Genomic DNA, 24,341 nt, shown 5'->3' on the forward strand with positions numbered 1-24,341 from the left:
TGGATATCGCGGCGACGCGCCACGCGAACAAAATAGGCGTCAAGCGCCATTCAAAAGGGCCGCAGAGCTACGCTTACTCTAGAACGACTTATTGCGTTGAATCGTCGCGCGGCGCTTGAGCGGCTGGCTTCTCGGATTGTCGCTGGGGGGGTGCCCCTCGCAACCTGTCTTGAAGCCGTGGCCTCCAGGCTCATCGCAGCGCCGGTCCTATTTGATGCGCGTCAAAAGCCGGCGTGTCTCTATGAGCTAAGGGTGGCACATGGTTACTCGACCCGAACACAGCGGTAGTTTTTGGCTCTTCGGAAATCTGATCAGCCGGTTACGGACTATTCTGTCTCGACAGTCCGAGCTGGCTTGTTTGAGCCAGCACGATATCGACGCAATCGCGCGTGAGCTCAGACTCTCCACGGCCGAGTTTCGAACATTGGCGCAACGTCCTGGCGTACCCGAGCTTTTAAGTAAGCGCCTCGCACTTGCGGGGCTTCCAGAGCAAGCGTTCGCCGTGCATCATGGCGACGTATTACACGATCTGCAGCGCGTGTGCGGCCTATGTCAGGCCAAACGCCGCTGTGCCGCTGAGCTCAATCAAGAGAAGCATGCAAGCCCTCCAAAATGGTGTCCGAATGAACAAACGCTGCGTGCGCTTAATCGCGAAGCCGCCAGCCACGCACAGCGCTACCTCGATTGATGCCACTCATTCCCCCGTCGCTGGCCACAGCGCGGCCCGCGGCTTCCGTCATCCTCAACCGCATGATGGATCGCCCTCGTAGATCAGCCGACCGAATTACGAGCTCGCTTGGGGCAAATTCGCCTCGATCGATCCGCTCGGCCAGGTCTTACAGAGGGTTCAGTTCGGCGCGGCTTCATGTTCAATGGGCTGCGAGCGCCGAGAACCCGATGGAAGCCCAGTCCATCTGCCTCCGCCGCATTGTCGGGCTGCCGGCATTCTATAGTCATTGAAGAGCGGCCATTATGACGATCTCGATGGCTCGGCCATGGCGTGCCGTCGCCGCCGACGAGCCCGGACACGGCCATTTCGATCCAAACAGTCAAAATGAAACCGTGCGACCGCGGTCCGATCGTCAACGCGCTTCGCCGGCTAGCGCCAACGCGAACGTCCGGTTGGCGTGGCCGCGGTTTGAGTGACGCGGACCTAAGACGAATGATCGGCCTGTCATTGATGGTAGCAAGCCGTTACGGTCGTCAACAGTTCAGCTCGTTCGAGTTGGCAGTTGCGTCGCGCTGTGACAGCAACCGGCTCCATAGTCGCGGCATCGAGCAACACGTCGCCATGGCAAAGGAAAAGCCGACACAATTCCGCTCGTTATTGGTCACCGCAAGTCAGATCGTGCGGTCGCGGGGGACACAGAAATATCTCGCCGTCCAAAGGAGTAGCTGGCTAATAACGAGGTGAATGTTCGGCGCATGAGGCAAGTCACCTGGCATCGGCGAGGCTAAGCATCACACGTCGCATCGCTGAGCGCGACTGACATCGCTCAACGGGGCGCGGTGCAATGGCTCGGTCAAGAAGCGCGTAATCTCTACTCGTAATCGCAGCGATCCGCTCCATCGTAGACCGTTGAGCAGACTGTTGTCGATACTGTTACTGCAACTTCTCGCTTACGGTTTCGCCCGATCTCGATCTACGTTGTCGCGAGTGTTCTCTTCCCAATCGTTGCTCACATGCGAGCAGCCATGGCAGTGATGTGTCGCATATCGCCTGCTTTTTGAATGGTGGACGTGGTTAGTCCGCCATACGGAAAAAATACAAAGTCGCATTGGTTATCTGATATACGTTTGCAATCCAATCATCTGCAAAGTCTAGAAACATGTGCGGCTTCCTCAGCCAAGCCTCGCCTTAATCACGTATGATTGTCGATAGTTTGCTCGATTATTACATTCGAGAACTTATAGCGGGGCCGTGTCAGAGTCACTTACCCAAGCACGTCACCTTGTAAGTCTGCACGAGTTCCTGTGAGTGGCACTTTTAAGGTCGTCGCTCCGAAAAAACTGTGTTACAAGCCGCCCTCTCACAAGGAGCATTCAGGGTGAAGAAAGTAACGAAGAAACGCATCAAGCGGCGCGAGTGGACCAAAGAAGATATCAAGGAGCTCAAGGCCCATTCGAAGGCCCGGACTCCGGTCATAAAAATATCAAAGGTGACCAAACGCACGATCGGTGCGCTGCGTCAGAAGGCCTTACATCTCGGGATCGGCCTCGGTCATCAGCGATAGCTTACTAAGGCGGTACCAAAACTCGCAGAGTAGGGCGGCTGACAGGCCGCCCTTGATCGCTCTTCGAGCTTTGCAATTGCCGGTGAGATGGTCCCCGACCCCAATTCTGCCAGGTCCTGCGCACCGTTTGTTTAGGCGTAGTGATGTCGGGCTTCATCCCGCTTGCCAGCGACTCTGATCCGCTTGGATATGGAGCGGTATGGGGCGGTTATCGTACCGTCCCTTTCGTCGCCGCCTAGAAATCGTCTGGCTCGTCGGTCGCCTAACGGTGCATATGCTGAATCCGCTGTGCACGTTCTTGGCCCGAAGCCTCGCAACGCGTCGACATTCTCTATCGACGAAGGCCTTCTACGTGAACAGGTCGTGTTAGAGGAATGTCGGTGCAGATTCGGCGTCGGCTTTATCTTACAATGAGCCGATCTGCTTCGCCTGTTCGAAGGGGGCCCGGTGGACGTGCTGAGCCACGTGCTGGGCGCGGTGGCCTTCTGACAAGTGCCGAACGCTGACCATCCCGCGGTCCTCCAGACGGGAACGACGTTAAATCAGGTCGTTCGCCGCTGATCGTGATAGCTTTAGAGCTCGGTAAAAAGCGAGCGCCTAGAAACGAGCCTGCGGATTAGCTCAGACTTGTTCCAGTCGAAAGTCCCGAGCGATATGGCGCGCTCAGCAGCAACAGAAAAAGCGCCCTGTTGGCTCCATAGCTGGCGGCAGATCGGCTGTTTCCTGAGCCCGTCATAACCACGGTGCCATCGGTTGCGCATACCGACCACAACCACCTTCGCCCACGCTGCTTCAATAAAACTTCGAAGGTTGGCAGATCAGACATTGCCGCAGTCCAACGTCATTTCCGAGGACCATGCATTGATTCTCAGAATTAGAGAGCGGCTTTCAAGCAAGCGCTCTCCAGGCGATGCCTGACTGCAGCTAGCTTGCTAACTAGCTCGAGGGAGTCCGGAACGCCGAACTCGGCTAAAACGAACTCGTCCAGTGCTTCCAGCTTTGTAGAGACGCTCATGAGATGCTTGCAAGTCTTGTCCGTTAGCGACAATTGTACGACCCGAGCATCGCGTTTGGAGGGCCTGCGTCGAAGAAATCCATTTTTCTCCAGCAGCTTTGATTGGGTCGTCACGAATGAAGCGTCTACGCGCATCAACTTTGACACCACATTGACCGGAATTCCGTCTTCGCCTTCCAAATCCGCCAAGGCCGTCAAGATCGTCCATTGTGGCCCAGTAACGCCAAGCATATTGGCCCGAAACTGGCGAAGCTCCTCCAAACGCGCATTGATGGATCTGATCTCCCACGTGAAACGGCAGACCATCTCCTGCCCGTCGGCCAAATTTGTACCCATCGCGCTTGTTGGACTAGACAAATCTGGCGGCATCGTGTGTGAGGGTTTCCATCCTTGGTTTGCTTCCCCTTAGCGCGAATCAAGAATGTGGACAATCTCATCTGAGGAAAGCGGTCGAATACTTGGTACGATTCGAACGAACGGGGTGCCCCGGGGATGCAGCGACGGAATTCTAGACTCCTCCATGCGCAGTGACATTCCGAGCTGCATTGGCTTCGCGGCGGCCATCATCGACGAGACCTGCATTACCGAGCATCCGATCGAGGCGCAGGAATCGTTGTCAGCGAGGAGTGCGCCTAGGCTGAGAGAGGCTCCTGGTCGCCTGTCGTGGAGAACGAAATTACAAAGGCCATCCAGAATCGACTTGCCGTCCTTGGCCTCTATACCCTCGAGCGCCAGTGCAGCATCCTCGTGTGGCAGACTTCTCGATTCAGCAAACTCGCAGCGAGCATGGAGGCCGCTTCACCAGGCAACTGCCGCGGCTCGGCAGGGTTATCGAGCGTAAAGTAAAAGCGCCCAGCCACGGAGCTGCGGGGTTATCCGGTGGAGAACGCCAGTGAACGGGAGGTCGCGTGACGCCGCACGAGACTGCTGAGCTGGCGCACGTCTCGCGCGCAACGCACTATGTCGCTCTAGGTTTATCCGATTAAGAGGGCGCCTAAGGAATCGGCCGAGAAGTGGATTGATGCCGAAACTCGCGAATAGGCAAATTGCTGAATGCCATCCGCGAATGCCGGCGGGCTCCTTGGTTGTGTGATGTGGCAGACGTGGCACCGCGGTTCCGCGGGCTGCCTGGCGCGTCTCGAGCCAAGGCCGCCGAAACGGCTCTTCATGATGGCGCGGCCGTTTGCCAGAACACTCGCCGAGCGCCGTTTGTGTAATCTGAGGCCGCGAACGCTATGGACACGATAGACAAGCTGACGCGTTGACCGCATGCCGCAGCAACAGCGGCGGCAGCAGCAGACAGAGTCTTTGGCAGCGTGATTAGAAAGAGATGAGAAGCGGTCAATTTCCAACTAACAAACCGGTTCAAGCGGTCCCGCTCCGCGGGCCATTTCAGACGCGACCTTCTTCATCAACCGCATGGAGGTGATAAGCGAACTGCGCGGTGCCCAACCCAATAGTTGCGACGTTCATCTTGAACAACTCCTCTGCAGCCAGCACATCTGGCATCATATCACGGGCGTCGAGAGAGCGGGACCGTCTTCCCATCAACGGCCGGCTGCGTGTTGAAGAGACGTCGTTCACTTCGCTAGCCCAGGCCCGCGTCGGATAGCGAACAGATTCTTTCGCAATTTCGGGATTGCTTCTTCTAGAATGAAGGTACAAGGCTGAATGATGGGAATGCCATGGGTCAGGTGATACAGAATGATGAAGCGCAGATTCGGGATCACCGGGGCGAGATGGTGCGCAGGACGGTCGAAGAGACGCTGAATGCCGTGCTGGAGGCCAAAGCGGACCAGCTTTGCGGCGCTGCGCGCTATGAGCGCAACCAGCTCGGCAGGACACGCGAGCCGGCAGCTACGAGCGAACGTTGCAGACCAAGGCGGGACACATCAATCCGTGCGACTGATTTTTGCATCGAGGGAGCCGCAGAAGGCGGGCCGCTTAGATGCCGAGCAACAGATTAGTCGAGGTCCGGGACCGTGCGTTTCGAACTGGCGACACTCATCTGGCTGAAATCACCAATCGATTGAGAGCGACGGTCCAAACTTGTATTCTGCTAACGGTCTTCGTCGAGCCTGTCGCTAGGATGATTGGGAGTTCTTTCTGGGAAGGTGACAGCAAGGCGCACTTGTCAGTCGAACGTAGGATCCCAAAGATGGCCGAGATCATCACGAGGAGAGTGGCCGCTGCAGATGCAGAAGTCGTCGGTCGCTTTGTCGATGCACTTTTGGTCGAGCTGAGTGGCAATCCGTCCGATGCAAGTCGTAGGGTCGACAGCGCGCGAGCAATCCTCGCAGACAAGGGTAATTATCTGGGGTTTCTCGCAGAAGAGAACGCCGGTCCGCTCGGGCTCATGATGATCACCGAATTCACCGCCGTCTACACGTTGGGTGTCGCCGCGACGATCACCGAATTGTACGTTTTGCCCGCGCATCGCTCACGCGGTGTCGCTGAGCGGTTGCTCGGAGCCGCGATCGACCATGGCAGGCTGCGCGGCTGGAATAGGCTCGAGGTGGGTGCGCCTAGCCAGCCGGCGTGGCAACGATCTCTTCAATTCTACAAGCGAAACGGGTTCACCGAAATCGGACCGCGCCTACGATTGAAACTTGGTTGATCGACTAAAGCCGCTTATCTGATTGCGGTCGCATTTCGGAGCGGTTCCTCGCAACGAGGCAATAATTGAGTTTGCTCGCGTTGACTTCCGCTAACCGGTGTTGCGGGGACGCTGATCTGAAAGAGCCCGTGACCGGTATACCCAGATACAAGGATGATGTGACGAAGACCATAAGCTTCTCGGTCGGACCTGACCGGTGGCAGGTCCTGGTCATGGACCGCCCCGGATTTGCCGGAGGCTCCAAGTCTTGAGAGCATGGAGCTATGATGAGCAAAAAACGAACAAGTGTTCACCCGAGGTCCGGGCCCCAGCGGTGCGGATGGTTCTGGATCATGCCAGCGAGCACCCGTCTCGCTGGGCAGCAGTGACATCGATTGCGGCCAAGATCGGCTGCACGCCGCATTGCATGACTGGGTGAACCGAGGTTGACTGTGAGCAGCGGGGCGGCGTTCCGGTCGACATCGCCGAGAAGCTGAAGGCACTGGAACGCGAGAACCGTGAGCTTCGGCACGTCAAGGAGATCCTGCGCAAGGCTTCCAACTGTGAGCCCTTTCGCGCGGCGTGGTTTGATGGTAGCGCTCGCCCCGTCGGCGCCGGCCGATCGAGCACGCAGTGGTCCCTTTGGCGTCGCCGAACACACTGGGCCATTCTCCGAAGGCGAGATTGGTGGTGACGATGACGAGGGTGCGCTCATAGAGCCGGCTGATTAGGTGGAGAGAAGCTGGCCGCCAGACTAGGCCAAGGGTAAATATCCGAGTTCTCCAAGAAGTCCATCCGGGTGCTCAGCAAGGCGTCCTTGCCGTGCATTGCGGGTCTCGATCTCGAGGCGTTTGACGCCAATGAGCGAGAGGTCGCGTGATGCCACGCGAGCCTGCTGAGCTGGCGCACGGTCTTGCGCACAACGCGCCGAGTCGCTCGACGTTATCCGCGACGGCTGTGAGCTCTCGCTTCTGTGATGTTTGCACACGAGGCACCGCGCTTTCTTGGGCTGCCTAGCGCGAGTGTCAGGCCATTGCCGCCGGATGCCGCCGGGTAGCCTTTGACGATGTCGCAGCTGTTTGCCCGGGCACTCGCTCAGCTGCCTTTTGCGCATCCCGATATTTTCACTTTCGCTCGAAATGCGCTGCGTTGCTCCGGTGTTGCTGCTGCCGTCCCCATGACGACATGCCGACTGATATCTAGCCGGCATCGTTCGCTTGCGTAATGTGTGGGGAGGAGCTCATGTCGGGAGCATGCCACCCGGCCCGGTCCTAACGTTTGCGATCCCGTGCGTCTCGCCAAAGGGTAGCTCGATACACCGCAAGGCCGGGTGATCATAGATAAGCGGCTCGATTCGGCAATCGGCGAGGTGCTCGTGACGGGCGACGGGCGAGGGCATCCGGACCGTGCTTTCGATATGCGGCGCAGAGCAATGTCAACGGCTGCAGCCCGCTTTCCGCCAACCATCCTGCAATGTACGGCTTCGCCGAAGCTGCGTCGACTATCGGATGGTATACGGCCGCGGCCGTTTTCCGTCGGTCCGTGCCCTCAACGGCACCTCTGTCGTTCTCCGCCAGCGCTACGGCCCTGAATTGATCGCGGCAGAAGAGCAATCGCAGGCGCCGCGGCTTGCAGTCAAATCCGACTGGAGAAGCATGCCAAGGCCGCTGTGTTTAGGCGCAAAGGCGTCATGCTGGCTGACTTTGGCAGCAGTAGGCGTGGGCTAGAGAGCGCGTGGCCGCACGTCAGAATGCAAATTCGGAAATATTCGTCCCACGAGCTGAAAGGGGGTTGAATCGCACGTGGCGTCAAGTTGTACGATCTCAAACATAGCCGGTTAACGAGTGGCAAAAAGTGCGAATGTCCCAATTCTTAGGCTCTTGTAAGATGAGCGCGGTCAGCAGCGGCAGTTGTGGGTTCGCTGGCTGGCTCAGTGCCCTCGCGCGATGGTCCGGCGAAGACCGCTGGCGAACTTCCATTTTTCACTGAACGGCAGCGGCCAGACCCAGTCAAATTGGCTGACTGTCTCGTTCGCGACTCGAGATGGTGGGGCCGTCTTGACCTGTGCTTCCGTCATGATCTCCGCGGTGCAGATCGCTTCAAGGATCTCGATGTCAAATGCCAGGAAGAGCCGGGCGCCTCGCGCGGCGGTGCCCCAGAGTCGCGGATTAATACAACTATAGGGGAGGATGGGGTGACAAGGCAGCGTTCTTTGTTAACGCCTGGTCCGCTTGCACTCGCGCCAGCGGTCAAAACGCAGATGCAGTTCGACCTTGCATCGCGTGATTTCGAGTTCAAGGAAGTGACCGCCCGTATGAGGCGGTTGATGCTCAATCTGTCGGGAAATCCAAAAGGATACTCGGTTGTCCCTATTCAGGGAGGTGGCTCTTTTGCAATGGAAGCCGCTCTCTCGTCATTTGTGTCGCAGGGCGACCGACCGCTTGTTTGCATAAACGGCATCTATGGTGAGCGCATGCTCAAGATTCTCCGGCTCTGGGGTGTTCAAGCAGTTCAGCTTGTCAAGCGAGCCACCGATGCTTTGGACCCTCAGGAAATCGCCGCCTGTCTGAACCAAGATCCAGCCATCACTCACCTATGCTTTGTCCATTGCGAGACCACGACGGGGATCGTCAATCCGCTCGAGCCAATCGTAGACGGTGCAAGGCGGCGAGGGATCAAGACCATCGTCGACGCAATGAGTTCGTTCGGCGGCATCCACATCGACCTAAATCGTGGCGGGCCAGACGTCTTGGTCACGTCGAGCAACAAGTGCGTAGAAGGCCCTCCAGGGCTCGCTTATGTCATTGCGTCTCACGAACTTCTGGAGAATTCGGTTCAAGAACCGAAATCATTTGTGCTCGACGTTAGAGATCAATGGCGCTCGTTTGAGGACACAGGTGAATGGCGATCGACTCCGCCCACACATATCGTTCAGGCCGCCACGAAGGCGCTCGAGATCTTGGGAGACGAAGGCATCGACGTTAGGCGCCGCAGGTACGAAAAGATAAAAGATCGCGTCATCAACGAACTCGACGGTTTGGCTACCCCGCTTCTCGCGACGAACTTACAGTCTCCCATCTGCGTGGCGTTCGTTGCGCCGGCCGGGATTTCGGATCAGGTCGCGTTCGATCGGTTGTATTGTCACTTGGCGGCCCACAATCTGTACGTCTATTCGAAGCTCCATCTTCCGACCCGGAGTTTTCGCATTGGCTGTATTGGAGAAATTCAACCCAGTTGGATCGAGCAGTTGGGGTGCGCCTTTCGCACATATTTTCGGTCTGGTCGCACCGGGCTTGCGGGACGGACGTCACCCCGGGAGACTAGCGAAAGTCGTGCCGACACATCGCATTCAATCGCGACCGCCTCGCGGTACCCATTTTCCACGGAAACTGCTGTTCTGCACGCCGGATATCGTCGCGACCCCACAACTAAGGCCGTGGCAGTGCCGATCTACCAGAATACGGCTTACGAACTCGACGGTGATCTCAACCATATTGCGGACGTCTACAACGTAAAGGCCGATGGTTTCACTTATACGCGGATTATCAATCCGACGACCCGTGCGCTGGAAAGGAGATATGCGGCTGTCGACATGGGAAGCGACTCTCTCGCCGTTGCATCGGGCCAAGCGGCGACGTTCCTTGCAATCGTCAACTTGTCGAGTGGCGAAGTGGGGGACAATGTCGTCGCATCTCCGTACCTATATGGCAATACGTGGAACCTGCTCCACAACACGTTGAGGCGTCTCGGTATCAGCGTTAAGACGGCAGATCCTCGATACCCAGAAACCTTCGAACGTGCCATTGATGACCGCACAATATGCCTGTTCGGAGAGGTGATCTCGAATCCCTGTCTGATTCCGCTTCCCGTCAAGCAGCTGGCAGAAATCGGCAGAAGGCACGGCGTGCCCCTGGTCGTAGACAATACGACAACGCCGCTCGTGTGCCGTCCATCAGCGCTCGGTGCCGCGATTACGACGTACTCCGCGACCAAATACATCTGCGGCCATGGCACGACCCTGGGCGGACTAATCGTTGACAACGGCGCTTTCAATTATAGGGGGAGCTCACGCTTTCCCTTGTTCAACAACCCTGACGACGCCCACGGTGGCATCATCTGGCGCAACGCGTTGCAGGATATCGAGGATCTTGCCCAGAGCGAGTTTCTCTTGAAAGCCCGGATGACTTGGCTGCGCGATACCGGTGCGGCCATCGCCCCCTTTGCAAGCTTTCAACTGATCCAAGGGCTTGAAACACTGCACCTTCGCATGAAGCAGCACTGCGCAAACGCGAAGATCGTAGCCGAGGCTCTTAAAGAACATCCAAAAGTATGTCGCGTCTTTTACCCAGGCCTATTTGAAGGAGCTGATCGAGAAACCATCGATCAAACACTCAACGCAGAGTATGGGCACGGGGCGATGGTCATGTTCGAGGTCGAGAACGAACAAGCCGGACGCAAGTTCATCCAGAACGTCGACTTGATGTACCACGTTTCAAACGTGGGGGATGCCCGCACGCTTGTGACACATCCTGTTTCGACGACCCACACTACCGTCCCACGGGAAAAGCGCGAAGCCGCCGGCATATTTGGTGGCTCGATCCGGCTTTGTGTCGGCATCGAAGATGTCAACGACATCATCAAGGACTTGAACAAGGCACTTTCGGCAATCTGACAACCTGAAGCTGTCAGGAAGGGGTTCGCATGAAACAGGCAGATGCTTGGAAACTGAGGTCGTCACGTTATGAGGCGGTTCAATTCAGCCGCGAGATCAACAAGCAGCTCTCCGAGCTGAGACCAGATAACATAACGGGAGCTGCTTATATCGCCAAAGACTATGCTGTAATCGCAGCCTGCGTGGTCGCGACGATCTCTTTCTCCTGGTGGCTCTATCCGCTCGCTGTCCTACTGATAGGTGCCTATCAACGTGGATTGACGACAATCGCTCACGATGCGGCCCATCGTACCCTCGCCAGAAACACCACCTGGAACTATGTCCTGGGGATTCTGTTCGCGGCCTATCCTCTGTTCCAACGCCATTGGGCATACCGGATCTCACACGTCTATCTGCATCACCCGTTTTTGGGCGACCCGGAGAAGGATCCCGATCTAAAATTCTTTTTGGCCCGCGGTGTTTACGACGTCCAGCCTCCTGGGCGGTACGCCTTCAATATGATCTGGAAGCCGATACTGGGTGGCGCGACGGTCGCGTATATGAAGTACCTTTGGACGAACCGGTTTTCAATAGCAGATAGCGAGGACCAGGATCGGTCGGGCATTCTTGTCGATACGTATGGCTTCTATCTGTTCTGGTTCGCCATACTGGGCGGGTCATATCTTCTTGGTATCCTCCACTTCGTCATCCTGTTCTGGATCGTGCCCTATCTCACCACGTTTCAGGTCCTCGGCTGGTTTATCGAGCTCGCCGAGCACTCGCCCATGTGCGAGACCGAAACCAAGAACGTCTATCTAACTCGCAACAGAAAGGGGAATTTTCTGGAAAGAGCGATCTTTGGGCAGAATTTGGATGAATACCACCTAGAGCATCATCTGTCGCCCGGCATCCCTTTCTGGCTCTTGCGCAAAGCTCAGAAAATTCGAATGCAGGATCCTCAGTACGCAAGCGTTGCTTCAACTTGGGGAGGGCTATTCGTCAAGGGACCTCAAGGTCAGCCGAGCGTAATCTCCCAGTTAAAGCAGCGAAATCGACGCCTGTATGAGCAGTCCCTGGCTGGCGCAAATGCGCGGGAGAACCTGGCTTGATCTCGCAACAGGCAGAATCAGTCCGAGCCGTGGTGGGCATCACCTCAAACCGTCTTTTGGCTGATGGCGTGCACCGCGATTGGTTGCGGCGCAAATACGTGCATGCCCTCGTTCGTTACGCGGGGGTGACGAACGTGATACTACCGACTATCGATGCCGATGATGTGGGGATCGATGGCGTTCTTCCAATCATGTCCAGGCTGGACGGTCTGGTGCTGACTGGAGATGAATCGAATATTGATGCTGCCGTCGTGCGGTCGCCTGCTTCCACTACACCGACGAACCAACCGGATGTTGAAGTTGGCATCCGCGACCGTCCAAGGGACAGGCTGTCCGCGGCAGCCATTGGTGCGGCCGTTGCATTCGGGATGCCCATATTGGGCATTTGCCGTGGCCTCCAGGAGCTTAACGTCTATTTCGGCGGCACGCTTCATGCATCGCTGGCGGAATGGAGGCCGGAGAGTGGAGCGATGCACGCCGAGAAGCCATGTCTCCCAAGGGATCGTCAGTACGATGTGTCGCACTACGTAACAATACCGTCTGATGGTGTGCTCTTCCCGATAGCGGGCGCGACCGAGGCGCAAGTCAACTCGTTGCATAACCAAGGCATAGAAAAAATTGCCTCTGCGTTGAAGCCCGAAGCGTGGACGTCCGACGGCCTGGTCGAAGCCGTTTCCGTAATTGGCGCGCCGACCTTGCAGATTGGTGTGCAATGGCATCCGGAGTGGCACGTGGCTACCGATCTTTTGAGCAAGCGACTCTTCAAGGCATTCGGAGACGCTTGTGTCGCATACTGCCAGAGAAATAAGCGATAGGGATACTGTGAAACGCCAAGGGAAATGTCCTCCTTGTAAATCGAAACAGGAGTCTCTCGAATTCGGTTCGAGAAAGGCTCCTGCATCGCTCGATTCCACGCGCGTGCAGACGGAGCGAACGGGGGCGCGTCGTTTCGCCGTGGGAGTTCTCTATGTCGTCCTCTATGTCATCGTTAGTGCGGCAGGTGACATCTATGCGGCATCGTATTTTCAGCAGGCAGATATTTACAGCACTCTCCTGCTGTCCTTTGCCCTGGTATGTCTGACGTTCAACCTTTTGGCTCGGCGCGAAAGCGGTCGACCAAGGATCACGAAGTCCTCGCTTACAGCCCTGGCGTCGCTCAACGTCGTCACCGCAATCAGCTGGGTTGGGCTTTTCATCGGACTGAAATATGCCGAACCCGCTATCATCGTCACGTTCATGGTGGCGTTGGGGCCTGCTGCGACTGTGTGGCTGAACGCCTGGATCAGAAAACAGGGCCATCCCCCGAAATCGGACGTTGCCGTAAGTGCTTTGGTTGCGCTCATCGGGGGGTACATGATTTGGATTTCGGCAAGCGGCAATGCCGGCGTCGAATGGGGGCCTCGGTCATCATTCGGCATTTTTGTGGCTATTGTGGCCGGTCTATCGCTCGCCCTTACCAATGTCCTCATGAAATTGCTGTTCGACCGTGGATTGTCGGGCCGACAAGTGCTTGCTCATCGCTTCTATGGCACGCTTTTGTTGCTGCTGCTTTTTGTCGATCGCTCCTCAATCGTACTTGAGGTTTCGCAGCGTTGGTGTGCGATCGCGATCATTGCATTATCGACGATCATTGTTCCGTTGCTCCTGATTCAGGAGGGCATCCGCCGCGTAGAACCAATGACGGTAAACATGGTCCTATCCGCGGCTCCGATCATTTCGTTTCTGTTTCAGTATTGCGATGCTCGTATTGCGCCCTCTTCATACACCTTCATTGGAAATATTCTCATTACGGCTGTCGCCCTTTGCGCCATTTATGTCCAGTATCGGAGGTCCAGATGAACAAGCGCCATTGTGCAATAGTCGACGCGTACTCGACAGGCCGTTACCTGCCGGAAGAGTTCAGACGTTACGGGATTGGAACGGTGCATGTGATGTCCGCTGCGCAGGTTCCTCCGATCTTTCGCTCGCATTTCGACACTGCTTCATATGATGAGCTAATTCGTCCGGACGAGCACATGAGGGACGAGGAGGTGATCGAATATCACCTGGCGGCGCTTCGATGCCGAGAGACGGAATTCATTATAGCCGGATGCGAGACCGGAGTTGAGCTGGCGGACTCGTTGTCTGAGCGGCTCGGCTTACCTTCGAATGGAACCGCCCGGTCAGCTGCAAGACGCGACAAATCGCGCTTGTCTGAAGCGTTGTCCTCCGCAGGAGTGCGATCGATCAGGCAGGTGGTATCAAGTAATGCTGAAGACTTCACAAGCTGGAAGCGACAAGCAAGCTTCGACGAAATCGTAATCAAGCCGCTGAATAGCACCGGCACGGAGGATGTGTTCTTCTGCTCGAGTGATGCTGACGTCCGGCGGGCTACGAGTGCCATTGTAGGAAAGACAAATCGTGTCGGAGCCTTGAATCACCTTGCTCTTGGGCAGGAGAAGATAAGGGGACAACAATATACTGTAAATGCCGTGTCTATCGACGGAGAAAGTTTCGTCACGGAGGTCTGGACTTATGACACCGTCCCCGTAAAGGGCGCAGCGTCGATCTGCTCGCTCGAACGTTTGCTGGATGGCGAGGATCCAGTCGTGGGACAGCTGTCCAACTATTTGATGCGTGCGTTGCAAGCGCTTGAGATCGTCAACGGACCCGCTCATGCAGAGATCATCGTCGACAAGGCGGGGCCCGTTCTGGTGGACTTTGGAGCGAGGCTTCAAGGAACAATGTCCAGAAAAGCCCGGACGATGGCGTTGGGTCACAATCACATGACACTAACGGCGTGGCGCTACGCAGATCCTGCTGGCTTTCTTGCACATATGAGACAGCGCGGCCCGTACAGCCGGAGGGCTCACGCGCTGTGTGTCTCGCTTATCTCTGACGTAGGCGGTCTTGTCCGCGGTTATCCGGGGCTCGAAGCAATCCGTAAGCTGCCAAGTTTCGCGGATGCAATTGCATTCGTTCCGGTAGGGGAAAACTTGGTTCCGACGACCGATTTAGCGTCAACACCGGGTATCGTGTACCTCGTGAACAACGACTTGAACCAGCTTGAGAGTGACTATCGCAAGTTGCGAGCAATGCGGATGGACGAGGTATTCGATCTAGCGAGCCTAGGTCAGAACTAATGCCAAGCGAGATCGGAACGACTGGCATGAATACGGCTCGCGTCGCGGTGGCTGGAGTGTGCGACTTTGACGGGGTCCTTCGAGGGAAGCATGTCGCGGCTGAGGATCTTTCGAATGGAGATAAAATCGTCAGATTTTCTGAAGCCGTGCTTGCCTGGGATTGTTCGGACCGAGTGATACCAGCGAGTTTTACCAAGAGGCCGCCATCAGCGTTCGGGGATGCGGACCTGCGCATTCTGTCGCGCACCGGTCGTCCCGTGTCCAATCGGCGGGATCTGTACCTAGCTGAGTTTGTGGGCGCCCATGAGAGCATCTGCCCGCGTGGTGTTCTGCGTAAGGTCCTAAGAAGAGCAGCTGAGCATGGATATAACTGTACTGCTGCGTTCGAGTTTGAGTTTATGCTTTTCAAGGAGAGCGCCGAGACCATCAATAATAAGCCATTTGATGAATGGGCTCCTTTGACGCTTGGACCATTCGGTTACTCACTGACGCGAGCCATTGCGAACGAAGAGCTGTTCGACGAGATCCTAGCACTGTGCGAAAACGCTAGGACACCTCTCAGTGGGCTTCATTTTGAAACCGGGCCCGGCGTGATTGAGGCGTCGCTGCGTCATTGTGATGCCCTGGATGCAGCTGATCGAGCAGTCATATTCAAGTCGATGATAAAATCGTGGGCGCAGACGAAAGGGATGACGGCCTCGTTTATGGCCAAAGTGTCTGAGAACTGGCCGGGTCAGTCGGGACATATTCACATCTCAATGTCATCAGATGGCAACAGTGCGTTCTACGACAGCGAGACGAGGTGGAACATCTCGGAAACTATGAGCCAATTCATTGGCGGACAGCTGAAGTACATGACGGAGTTTTGTGTGCTGGTTGCGCCGAACGTGAATAGCTATAAGAGATTGGTCGCCGGCTTTTGGGCTCCAATCTGCCCAAGCTGGGGGGTCGACAATCGTTCCTGTGCGGTGCGGGTCATCCCCGGAGGCTCGGAAGCGCACCACCTTGAGTACAGACTGAGTGGCGCAGATGTGAATCCATATCTCGCTCTCGCGTGTGCCCTCGGCTCCGGCATTCTAGGAATTGAGGAGGATGCTGACTTAGCAGCTCCGTTTGTTGGTGATGCAAGCGAGGAAAATGAACGTTCCCCGGAGCGGCTTCCCCAACATTTATTAGAGGCCACAAGCCGGTTTGCGCGATCTCAAAAAGCCATCGATCTATTTGGAGATAGGTTTGTCGAAGCCTTCTCGTGCTCCCGCCGTTGGGAGTGGGAAGCCATTCAACATCGAGTTACTGACTTTGAGCGCGAACGATACTTCGAGATTATTTAGCGTGCGCAAACTCTTGCGGCCGCGCTCGTGGGCAGCATCGGTGACGCCGCCGCGGATGCTGACGAAGAACTCGAGTAGGCGATCGCCTACCTCCGGTGCTGATCTCCAGCGCGCTACGGTACTCGTTTTTCGTGCAGCCCGACGACAAAGTCGGCAAAGGTTTCGGGCGTCATGATCGTCGGAGTGCCACCGCCGAAATGGATGTGGGAGACAGGTAATCGCCCACCGATCGCTTCCGCAACGAGATGCGCTTCGAAGCCGGCGGCGTAACGGGTTCGTCGCGCCTGGTCATAGAAGTGTGGCACCCGCAGTACCAGCACATTGACCGGCAAAACGAAACATGCAGGTAGATCGAGGCCGGCCGCCGAGTTGGAATCGACCTGAGCCATGTCCGGTAATCGGCCTCGCCGACCGCCGCAGAAGAATGCGGAGCCGTGGGTGTAGCGCGGTAGCTGTCCTGCCCATAGGTGATCGCCAGGTTCGACCGCATCTCCTTGCCTCTCACTTGCGGCTAATTATCGGATTCTGGCGCGCCCTTTTCACGCCGCCATGATCCGGTTCGACATCGCGCGGTTGCGCAGTTCCACCCGACGCGAGGTCGCAAGGGAGATCACGCCGTTCTGCTCGAGCTGGGTGAAGGTGCGTGATACCGTTTCGATCGTCAGACCGAGATAGTCGGCGATATCCTGCCGCGACATCGGAAGCTCGATCGCCGCATTCTTGACGGCGCGGCGCGCCATGTCGTGGAGGAAGCCGACGACACGATCTTCGGCGCTGCAGATCAGCAGCATCAGATGCTCCTGGAAGCGACGCAGTTCCTGGGCCGTCGCATCCCAGAGTTGGCGTGCCAGCTCCTTTTCGTGTATCGCACGGACCATGAGCGCGGCGCGCTTGACCACGATGACCCGCGTCTCGGAGACGGCCTCGGCCGAGGAGATATGGGTCTCGCCGGCCTCGAATCCGAAAATATCCCCGGGCAGATAGAATGCGCCGATCTGGCGACGTCCGTCTTCCAGAATCTTGTAGGTTCGGACGGCGCCGGAAACGACCTGATAGAGGTATTCCGCGGGCTCGTCCTCGCCGTAAATTTCGCTGTTGCGGGCGAACCGCATCGGCGTCCCAATCATGCCGAAGGGCCCTTCAACGCGCGCCTGCCGGCTGAGGATGCTGGTCGGGTGACGGCTGTTCTCGAAAGAAGTGGCGTTCTGGGTCTGCATGGCGACGCTCCATGAATGGGAAGATCGATGGAGGCAGATTGATCGCATCTCGTGGATCGGGAAATTTGGATATTTCCCCTAAGTAGAAGCCACTTACGTATTTGTACGTAGCTCCGGGGAGTGCAGGGCAATGAATGGTGGCCGCACGGCGAGACATCAGTGTCTCGGCGCGCGAGGCAAAAAGCGCTGCTAGGTCCCGTTCTTATCGGGATAGGCAGCGCGTGTGCTGGCTCGGTCCTGTTCCTGACGCCAGCGCGTCGTGTTGCGATCGGTCAAGGCGAGCACGAGCGCAAAGATCGCGAAGACGAGACAGACGGCTGAGACGACAAGCAGTGTACTCATTGCCATGTGCGGCTCCTCGATCTGATCAGCTAGCCGCCTTGACGTCTTCCGGCGATTCCACGTAGTAGCCGGAGTAGCCGTCGACGAAGCAGAGATGATCGTGGACTTCCCTGACGCCCGAGGTGTTCTCGGCGAGCACGATCGCGGCCTGACGAGCTCGTTCATCGAAGATCAGGCCGTGCAGATGCACGGCGCCGTTGCGTACCCAGACCTGGAAGCCGGCCGGCCGCCAGCCGGTGGCGTTGATTTCGCGCAGGATCCGTTCACGGATATGGCTGTCGTCGGCGGTCGGATCGGGAACTTCGCGCGCCAGCGATGCGACCGCCTGCAGGATGTCCGCCCGGGTGACGATTCCGATCATGGTCTTGCCGTTCACGACCGGCACCCGCTTCACGCCATGCTTGTGCATCAGATGCACGATCTCGTCGAGTGGTGTCTGCTCCTCGACGGTGATCGGGTTCGTCGCCATGACATCCTCGACCTTGCGGCCGCGTTCGTGCACGAAATCGGTCGCAGCGCGACCCACGCCGGTGAATAGCTCCAGCCATGCCGAGCGCTTGTGCCCTGTGCCGATCTCGCCGCGTTCCAGGAAATCTCCCTCGGACACCATACCCCTGAGCGTGCCGTCTTCGTCCATCACCGGCAGACCGCTGAGGTGGCATCGCAGCATGATGTTGGCCGCATCCAGGATCTTCGTGTGCGGACTGACGGCGATGATATGCTTGGTCATGATCTGATGCGCACGCATGTCGGACCTCCGTGTTGAAGCTTGAACAATGAGGCTTTGTGCGTTCCGCGCATTGACCTGGCTCAACGGTCCGCTTGGCCCCGCTCGAGAGATTCCAAGAACAGAATGAAGTCGCCCACCTGGTCCGGCTCGAAGCTGAACTGGGGCATGGTCGGATGGCCGGTAACGATTCCCTCCGCCAGCGATTCCTGTAGCATCTCGACCGGATAGCGTTCGTGCAACGTCCGGAACGGAGGTGCTATCCTCAGTGGGCTCGGGCTCACCCGATCGATTGCATGGCAGCGGGCGCAGTAGAGCTGCGCAAGGCGACGGCCCTGCTCCTGGTCCGCAGCGGCTGGAGTCAGCGCGGCGCAGATCGCGCTGATGACCACGAAGCCACGAGCGATATGGCTCTGAAATGTCCCGGCTGGATGCTTCACAGTTCGGCTCGCGCTTAGTGAGACATCAGGACCGGAACGGTCATCGCGCGCAGCATGTCGCGCGTCACGCCGCCGAGCAGAGTTTCCTGCAGGCGGGAGTGGCCGTATCCGCCCATCACAAGAAGGTCAAGGCTTTCATCCGCCGCGATCGACAGTAAGATTGACTGAACCTCGGACTTGGACGCCGACAACGACGTGATCTTGGCCGGAAGACCGGCCGTTGCAAGATATCGGACCAAATGGTCGGTGGAGCTTTCCGAGGGGATTGGGTCAGGGCCATCAATGGTGATGACCACGAGAGCGTCGGCTGCGTGCAATAGGGGCATCGAGTCATGCAGCGCGCGGGCGGCAAGCCGGCTGCCATCCCAGCAGATCCCGATTCGCTTCGCCGAGAACGCGCCGTGGAACGTATAGGGCATGAACAGAACAGGACCCCCGGCCTGGAACAAGAGCTCGCGCGGGATCACGTTGTCGTAGCTATTATATTCGCCCAGCGGCTGCACCACCACGGTCAGGTCATGCAGTCGCGCGCTCGCGCAGATCATCTCCCGCGCATCGATGGGGAGCGCACCCACGGCGCGGCTCGCGAAGGATATCCCCGCATTTCGCGCCTCGATATCGAAGACGCGCAGCGCAACCTCGGCGCGTTCGAGGGCCTGCTCATGTTCAGCCTCGAACAGGGAGGCGACCGCCGCGCCGCCTTCAACGACGAGCGGTACGCTGGCGGTCTCGTAGCCGATCGCCATTGCGTCGAGATGCGCGCCGGTGCCGAGCGCGAGCGAAACCGATCCGTCGACCGCGGGACGTGGCGACAACTCCGTCGGAATGTGGACCAGGATGTTCTTGAACATGGGCCGTTCTCCAAAGGGGGTGGAAGAGCAAGTGCTATCAAAGCACGGGTCGAGGTGAACAAATTTGATCTGCCTCATGCGCTGTCGTGGATTTTGATTGAGCGAGATCAATTCATCGAGCGTCTACTTCGCGCAAATGTTGTGCCGAACTTGGAGGGCCGACATGGCGCGCGTCGCATTGGTTACGGGTGGAAGCAGAGGAATTGGCGCCGCGATTTCGCGTGCCCTCGCTGCCGCCGGATGCCGGGTTGCGGCCTGCTATGCTGGAAATGCGGGAGCCGCGTGGTCGTTTCAGGATCAGACGGGAATTCCCGTATTCCAGTGGGATGTCGCGAACTTCCAGGCCTGTGCAGCCGGCGTCCGCGAGGTGGAGGCGGCGCTGGGCCCGATTGACATCCTGGTCAACAATGCCGGTATCGTGCGCGACGCCACGCTGCATCGAATGACCAAGCTGCAATGGGACGCGGTCATCCGGACCGATCTCGATTCGCTGTTCAACATGTGCCGGTCACTCATCGAGGGCATGCGGGCGCGGAAGTTCGGGCGGATCATCAACATCTCGTCGATCAATGGGCAGAAGGGTCAGATCGGCCAGACGAACTATGCCGCGGCGAAGGCCGCCGAGCTCGGCTTCACCCGTGCACTGGCGCTCGAAAGCGCGCGGTTCGGCATCACGGTCAATGCGATCTGCCCGGGCTACATCAACACCGAGATGGTGGCCGCGGTGCCGGCTGATGTCATGCAGAATTCCGTTCTGCCGCAGATCCCGGTCGGGCGGCTGGGGCAGCCGGAGGAGATTGCCCGTGCCGTCGCGTTTCTTGCTGCCGACGAAGCAGGGTTCATCACCGGATCGACGCTGTCGATCAATGGCGGCCAACACATGTGTTGAATAGGAGAGATGACAATGCTCGCCACCGATGTGATGCGTAGTTCGTTCGCGACGATCAAGCCGACTGCCACCGTGCTCGATGCCGTCGAGCTGCTGCTTGAGATCGATCAGTGCGGCCTGCCGGCCCGTGCGCAAGTTTAATTGGAGGGCGACGGTGCGTGTGCGCGGATTGCTCGAATCCAGTGACAGCAAATGCTCTTCAACGCACTCTCCGCGTCGCCCCCGCTCGACGATGCGCTGCGTAAGAGAGATCTTGAAATTCACCGCGTTTCACCAACCGGTTTTCCGCAAACGGGTTGCCCGATCTGACCTGGGCATGGGCACAGCAATCTGGGCTCGCCTGACAGCCGGCACAGACTATTGGAGCGCGTGATTTAACTCGCGATAAAACCCCCTATCGGAATCCTGCAGCAGGTTTTTTCGCATGGCAACGAGCAGGACGATCTATCGTCAGTCCGATGCAATGTTGCGTTCTGGCGGCAGGTGACGCCCGCAATGAATAAATACTTATGCCTTTGCGAGCGGCGGTACATGGCTCGAAATTCCAAGATACGCTTGCCCATGTGCTGCCTCACCAACGTGGCTTGGCGCGTCTTGATCTCCATGGACGAGCAGCCTTGAATGATCGCTTTCTAGGGATGCCTAGAGCCCAGCAGCGATCGCGATCCGCATCAATTCCGACATGCTGCGCACATTGGTCTTGGCCATCAAGTTAGCCCGGTAAACCTCGACTGTTCGCGGGCTGATGCCAAGGTCGTGGGCGATCACCTTGTTGATCTTGCCCGCCACGAGCCCCCGCAGAACGTCACGTTCGCGCGGCGAGAGATCCACAAGGCGAGCCTCGGCCTCGCGCTTGACCGTACCGTCGGCGGGGGCTGCCGACTGTGTTTGCAAGGCTTCGCCGATCGCACGCAAGAGCGCCTCGTCCTCGAACGGCTTTTCGATGAAGTCAACCGCGCCTGCCTTCATCGCCTCGACCGCGAGTGCGACGTCTCCATGACCAGTCATCAGAATGACGGGACATGCGACCGCGTCGGCCTTGAGTTTGCGGACCAATTCGAGGCCGCTCATGCCGGGCATACGGATATCAGATACAATGCAGTCGACCGTGCTGCCGGCGAGATGATCGAGAAAATCGGTTGCCGTCTCATAAGAGGTTACGGCAAAGCCATTGACGTCAAGAAGGAAGGCCAGTGAGTCCCGCATCGCTGGATCATCGTCGATCACGAGAATTGTACGCCGCGTTGTCATGCTTCTTCTCCGTCCTCCGCGAACGGGAGGATGAACTGAAAAACCGTGCCGCCTCCAGCGTTGGGCATCACGTCGATGCGTCCGCCATGGGATTCGATGATGGTCCGGCAGATCGAGAGGCCGACGCCCATGCCATGCTCCTTGGTCGTGATAAAGGGCTGAAATAAACGGTCGGCGATATCGGGGCTGATGCCCGGGCCGGTATCGGCGATGGTGAACGTCGCAACACCGTTAGTCTTGGTGACGCCGACGGTCAATTCGCGGCGCGGGCCCAAGGCCATCGCCTCGATCGCGTTGCGAACCAGGTTGAGCACGACCTGCTGAATCTGGATTTTGTCGACGATGATCGGGGGCATGTCCCGGTCGCTGCGGATCGCCACCCGGACGCCCTGTTCCTTGGCGCCGAGCAGCGCTAGTGCGACAGCCTCTTCGAGCAAGGTGGCCGGGCTCTCCAGGGACTGTTGGGTCTCGCCCTTCGCGACAAATTCGCGCAGGCGCTTGATGATGTCGCCGGCCCGTAGCGCTTGCTGCGCGGCCCGCTCGAGCGCGTCCCGAATGCGGGCAGCATCCGGTATCTCCGACGCCAGCAGCGCCTTCGCACCGCGCATGTAGTTCGTGATGGCTGACAGCGGCTGGTTGATCTCATGCGCGATTGAGGATGCCATCTCACCCATGGCGGTCAATCGCGACACATGCACCAGCTCGGACTGCAGCTCCTGAAGCCGCCGTTCCTGCGCTCGACGCTCGGTGAGATCGCGGATAAAGCCGGTGAAGAAGCGCTCTCCGCTTACCTTGGCCTCGCCGACGGCGAGCTCCATCGGGAACGTCGAGCCGTCACTTCGTTCCCCGACAACGATACGGCCAATGCCGATGATGTGCCGCTCGCCGGTCGTAAGGTAACGCTCGAGATAGCGGTCGTGCTCGCCGCGATACGGCTGGGGCATCAGGTTCGAAACGTTCTGTCCGACGACCTGGTCCGCTTTCCAGCCAAACAAGCGCTCGGCTGCAGCGCTGAAGGAGCGAATAATGCCGCGGTCGTCGATGACGATCATCGCATCAGGGACCGTGTCGAGGATCGACTGCAGATGGGCTTGGCGATTTCGCGCCTGATCGCTCTCCTTCAGTAGCCGGTCACCCATAAAGCCAAGGATCGGGCCGAGGACAGCAAAACAGGTGATATCGATCAGATTTGCAGGTTCAGTGACCAGGCTCCTGCCGAGGAATTTGGCGCTGATGACGAGGCAGAGCAGGGTGGTGAGGACCGCCGGACCGCGGCCGCCGGCGAAAGCGGCAAAAAGCACGGCCGGGACAAAGATGATCGTGAAGGTCCGGTCCTCGAAATAGTTATCTAGTCCCGCGCGCACAGCAAATACGAGTGCGGCCGCTGCCGCGGCAGTGCCATAGCGGTACCAAATGCGGTCGGACATATTTCCCCGGCAAAGCCCTCAACCTATTTGATGTTACAACGTCCGGAGGCGTGCTGCCACTGGCTGCTCTGTTCAAGACAGTGGGCGGACGACCTATTTGATCCAGGAACGCCAATGTGTCGGCTGCACCAGGATGCGTTCGATGGTCCCCGCCTTCATCCAGCCGCCCAGAATGCAGCGGCGGGGGAAGACGAGCTTGTGAATCGCGTTACCTTCGATGAAGGCGAGTTCAAGGTTTCGATCGAAGGGGGCGTCGCGACCGCCTCCCATGTCTCGCTGACGCCGGGCCCTGGGCGCTCTGGAGCGTCCGGTACGGGCATGTCAGACGGCCTTCTGAGTAGCCTCGTCGACACTGCTGGTCTTTCGTGCAAACAGGTTCAACTCGATCGTGCCCAGCGAACGCGCGGTCTCGATCGCGTACGTCGCGTCGTTCGCGCTACGCGCGGTAACGCCCTTGGCCCAGTCCTGCAGCGCTGTGATCTTCTCGGCGACCGAGGCGGTGGAATTGAACCTGCGGAAGAGCTCCCAGGCCTCGTTCGATTCGGTCTGCATCTGCTCGAACCAGTGCTGGTTTGCCTCGACCAGTTTCTCCGAGAATTGCGACTGGACGGCCATCGCGCGCTTCGCATAGCTTTGGATGGCGTCGGAGATGGGACGGGCTTCGCTGTGGTCTGTCATGTTCAACCTCCTTCATTGAGGAAGGCCCTGCTTTCCATACGTCCGGCAATTGCGTGTTGATGTGCGTCAACTCGATAGCTTTCCGGATCGCACGGCTCGAACGGCATCGTCTGGCGGGACGCGTCATGCCGCATTGATGCACGTCAAAATTCCGCTGAACGGTCGAGGCGGCGCCGGCGGCCTAGAACGGGCCACGGCGATGGTGCCGGGGAGGGCTGGACCCGGCCGGCTGGCTCAACGAAGGCCGATTTGCGTGCAAGATCATCCGGACGAGGGACAAGACAACGATCGCGAGCGCGCTCCGATCGAGGCGACCAGCTGCAACATGATTTTGTTCTCCTGACTAACTGCCAATGTCTTCGATGATGGTCGTAGCGCCTTGATTCCCATCAAGTGCGGGCATTGAGAACGATCAAGATGAACGCGCGGATCATGTGCGAGCTTGGTGTGGGCGTTGAAAG

General features: G+C 58.1%; 23 protein-coding genes and 1 pseudogene. 11 read left to right on the forward strand and 13 right to left on the reverse strand.

Annotation, left to right across the window (positions count from 1 at the left end):
- Window positions 1-358: 358 nt before the first annotated feature.
- Both PMN64_RS06665 and PMN64_RS06670 read left to right on the forward strand, forming a co-directional pair.
- Complete coding sequence (locus PMN64_RS06665; RefSeq protein WP_411780129.1) at window positions 359-688, forward strand: hypothetical protein; 330 nt, start codon at window positions 359-361, stop codon at window positions 686-688.
- Window positions 689-2,048: 1,360 nt separating this feature from the next.
- Window positions 2,049-2,234, forward strand: a complete 186-nt coding sequence (locus PMN64_RS06670) for a hypothetical protein (RefSeq protein WP_083633112.1) — start codon at window positions 2,049-2,051, stop codon at window positions 2,232-2,234.
- Window positions 2,235-3,108: 874 nt separating this feature from the next.
- On the opposite strand, the gene PMN64_RS06675 is transcribed toward PMN64_RS06670, so the two are convergent.
- Together PMN64_RS06675 and PMN64_RS06680 are read right to left on the reverse strand one after the other, a co-directional pair.
- Window positions 3,109-3,573: a MarR family winged helix-turn-helix transcriptional regulator gene (locus PMN64_RS06675; protein ID WP_411780130.1), complete on the reverse strand. Its 465-nt coding sequence runs from the start codon at window positions 3,571-3,573 to the stop codon at window positions 3,109-3,111.
- Window positions 3,574-4,641: 1,068 nt separating this feature from the next.
- The gene (locus PMN64_RS06680; RefSeq protein WP_411780131.1) at window positions 4,642-4,833 is read right to left on the reverse strand and encodes a hypothetical protein; all 192 of its coding nucleotides are present in this window, start codon (window positions 4,831-4,833) and stop codon (window positions 4,642-4,644) included.
- 574 nt (window positions 4,834-5,407) lie between these two features.
- Between PMN64_RS06680 and PMN64_RS06685 the strand changes: the two genes are divergently transcribed.
- Complete coding sequence (locus tag PMN64_RS06685; RefSeq protein ID WP_411780132.1) at window positions 5,408-5,866, forward strand: N-acetyltransferase family protein; 459 nt, start codon at window positions 5,408-5,410, stop codon at window positions 5,864-5,866.
- 608 nt (window positions 5,867-6,474) lie between these two features.
- Here the strand turns inward: PMN64_RS06685 and PMN64_RS06690 are convergent.
- Window positions 6,475-6,701, reverse strand: a pseudogene (locus tag PMN64_RS06690) (ATP-binding protein); the annotation flags it as partial.
- Between the two features lie 1,404 nt (window positions 6,702-8,105).
- On the opposite strand from PMN64_RS06690, the gene PMN64_RS06695 reads away from it, so the two are divergent.
- The 6 genes from PMN64_RS06695 to PMN64_RS06720 are packed head-to-tail and all read left to right on the forward strand — an operon-like array spanning window position 8,106 to window position 16,058.
- On the forward strand, window positions 8,106-10,517 hold the full coding sequence (locus PMN64_RS06695; RefSeq protein ID WP_411780202.1) for a 2-aminoethylphosphonate--pyruvate transaminase: 2,412 nt from the start codon (window positions 8,106-8,108) through the stop codon (window positions 10,515-10,517).
- Window positions 10,518-10,546: 29 nt separating this feature from the next.
- Window positions 10,547-11,605 carry a dhydrorhizobitoxine desaturase gene (gene rtxC / locus PMN64_RS06700; RefSeq protein WP_411780133.1) on the forward strand — a complete coding sequence of 353 codons (1,059 nt, stop codon included), beginning with the start codon at window positions 10,547-10,549 and terminating at the stop codon, window positions 11,603-11,605.
- Window positions 11,602-12,420 carry a gamma-glutamyl-gamma-aminobutyrate hydrolase family protein gene (locus PMN64_RS06705; protein ID WP_411780134.1) on the forward strand — a complete coding sequence of 273 codons (819 nt, stop codon included), beginning with the start codon at window positions 11,602-11,604 and terminating at the stop codon, window positions 12,418-12,420. Before rtxC ends, PMN64_RS06705 begins: the two co-directional genes overlap by 4 nt.
- On the forward strand, window positions 12,389-13,444 hold the full coding sequence (locus PMN64_RS06710) for an EamA family transporter (RefSeq protein ID WP_411780136.1): 1,056 nt from the start codon (window positions 12,389-12,391) through the stop codon (window positions 13,442-13,444). The genes PMN64_RS06705 and PMN64_RS06710 overlap by 32 nt, the downstream gene beginning before the upstream one ends.
- Window positions 13,441-14,727 (forward strand): ATP-grasp domain-containing protein, encoded by a 1,287-nt coding sequence (locus PMN64_RS06715; protein ID WP_411780137.1) that lies wholly within the window; start codon window positions 13,441-13,443, stop codon window positions 14,725-14,727. The genes PMN64_RS06710 and PMN64_RS06715 overlap by 4 nt, the downstream gene beginning before the upstream one ends.
- 26 nt (window positions 14,728-14,753) lie before the next feature.
- The gene (locus PMN64_RS06720) at window positions 14,754-16,058 is read left to right on the forward strand and encodes a glutamine synthetase family protein (protein ID WP_411780138.1); all 1,305 of its coding nucleotides are present in this window, start codon (window positions 14,754-14,756) and stop codon (window positions 16,056-16,058) included.
- Window positions 16,059-16,171: 113 nt separating this feature from the next.
- Here the strand turns inward: PMN64_RS06720 and PMN64_RS06725 are convergent, their stop codons facing one another.
- From PMN64_RS06725 to PMN64_RS06750, 6 genes are all read right to left on the reverse strand, one after another.
- Window positions 16,172-16,447 carry a hypothetical protein gene (locus PMN64_RS06725; protein WP_411780139.1) on the reverse strand — a complete coding sequence of 92 codons (276 nt, stop codon included), beginning with the start codon at window positions 16,445-16,447 and terminating at the stop codon, window positions 16,172-16,174.
- 150 nt (window positions 16,448-16,597) lie between these two features.
- On the reverse strand, window positions 16,598-17,275 hold the full coding sequence (locus PMN64_RS06730; protein WP_411780140.1) for a helix-turn-helix domain-containing protein: 678 nt from the start codon (window positions 17,273-17,275) through the stop codon (window positions 16,598-16,600).
- 189 nt (window positions 17,276-17,464) lie between these two features.
- Complete coding sequence (locus tag PMN64_RS06735; RefSeq protein ID WP_283088612.1) at window positions 17,465-17,623, reverse strand: hypothetical protein; 159 nt, start codon at window positions 17,621-17,623, stop codon at window positions 17,465-17,467.
- Between the two features lie 19 nt (window positions 17,624-17,642).
- Window positions 17,643-18,365, reverse strand: coding sequence for a CBS domain-containing protein (locus PMN64_RS06740; RefSeq protein WP_411780141.1), 723 nt, complete (start codon window positions 18,363-18,365; stop codon window positions 17,643-17,645).
- A 62-nt stretch (window positions 18,366-18,427) separates the two neighbouring features.
- Window positions 18,428-18,736, reverse strand: coding sequence for a c-type cytochrome (locus PMN64_RS06745; RefSeq protein ID WP_411780203.1), 309 nt, complete (start codon window positions 18,734-18,736; stop codon window positions 18,428-18,430).
- Window positions 18,737-18,798: 62 nt separating this feature from the next.
- Window positions 18,799-19,635 (reverse strand): universal stress protein, encoded by an 837-nt coding sequence (locus PMN64_RS06750; RefSeq protein WP_411780142.1) that lies wholly within the window; start codon window positions 19,633-19,635, stop codon window positions 18,799-18,801.
- 163 nt (window positions 19,636-19,798) lie between these two features.
- Here PMN64_RS06750 and phbB point away from each other — a divergent pair, with 163 nt between their 5' ends.
- Together phbB and PMN64_RS06760 are read left to right on the forward strand one after the other, a co-directional pair.
- The gene (gene phbB / locus PMN64_RS06755) at window positions 19,799-20,524 is read left to right on the forward strand and encodes an acetoacetyl-CoA reductase (RefSeq protein ID WP_411780143.1); all 726 of its coding nucleotides are present in this window, start codon (window positions 19,799-19,801) and stop codon (window positions 20,522-20,524) included.
- A 15-nt stretch (window positions 20,525-20,539) separates the two neighbouring features.
- Window positions 20,540-20,665: a hypothetical protein gene (locus tag PMN64_RS06760; RefSeq protein ID WP_411780144.1), complete on the forward strand. Its 126-nt coding sequence runs from the start codon at window positions 20,540-20,542 to the stop codon at window positions 20,663-20,665.
- 501 nt (window positions 20,666-21,166) lie between these two features.
- Here the strand turns inward: PMN64_RS06760 and fixJ are convergent.
- From fixJ to PMN64_RS06780, 4 genes are all read right to left on the reverse strand, one after another.
- Entirely contained in the window at window positions 21,167-21,775 is a 609-nt protein-coding gene (gene fixJ, locus PMN64_RS06765) for a response regulator FixJ (RefSeq protein ID WP_411780145.1), read from the reverse strand.
- Window positions 21,772-23,202, reverse strand: a complete 1,431-nt coding sequence (locus PMN64_RS06770; RefSeq protein WP_411780146.1) for a PAS domain S-box protein — start codon at window positions 23,200-23,202, stop codon at window positions 21,772-21,774. Before PMN64_RS06770 ends, fixJ begins: the two co-directional genes overlap by 4 nt.
- A 93-nt stretch (window positions 23,203-23,295) precedes the next feature.
- Window positions 23,296-23,472, reverse strand: coding sequence for a hypothetical protein (locus PMN64_RS06775; RefSeq protein ID WP_411780147.1), 177 nt, complete (start codon window positions 23,470-23,472; stop codon window positions 23,296-23,298).
- A gap of 51 nt (window positions 23,473-23,523) precedes the next feature.
- Window positions 23,524-23,880: a hypothetical protein gene (locus PMN64_RS06780; RefSeq protein ID WP_411780148.1), complete on the reverse strand. Its 357-nt coding sequence runs from the start codon at window positions 23,878-23,880 to the stop codon at window positions 23,524-23,526.
- Between the last annotated feature and the right edge of the window lie 461 nt (window positions 23,881-24,341).

This window comes from Bradyrhizobium sp. UFLA01-814, from assembly GCF_046718885.1.
GTDB classification, from domain to species: domain Bacteria; phylum Pseudomonadota; class Alphaproteobacteria; order Rhizobiales; family Xanthobacteraceae; genus Bradyrhizobium; species Bradyrhizobium elkanii.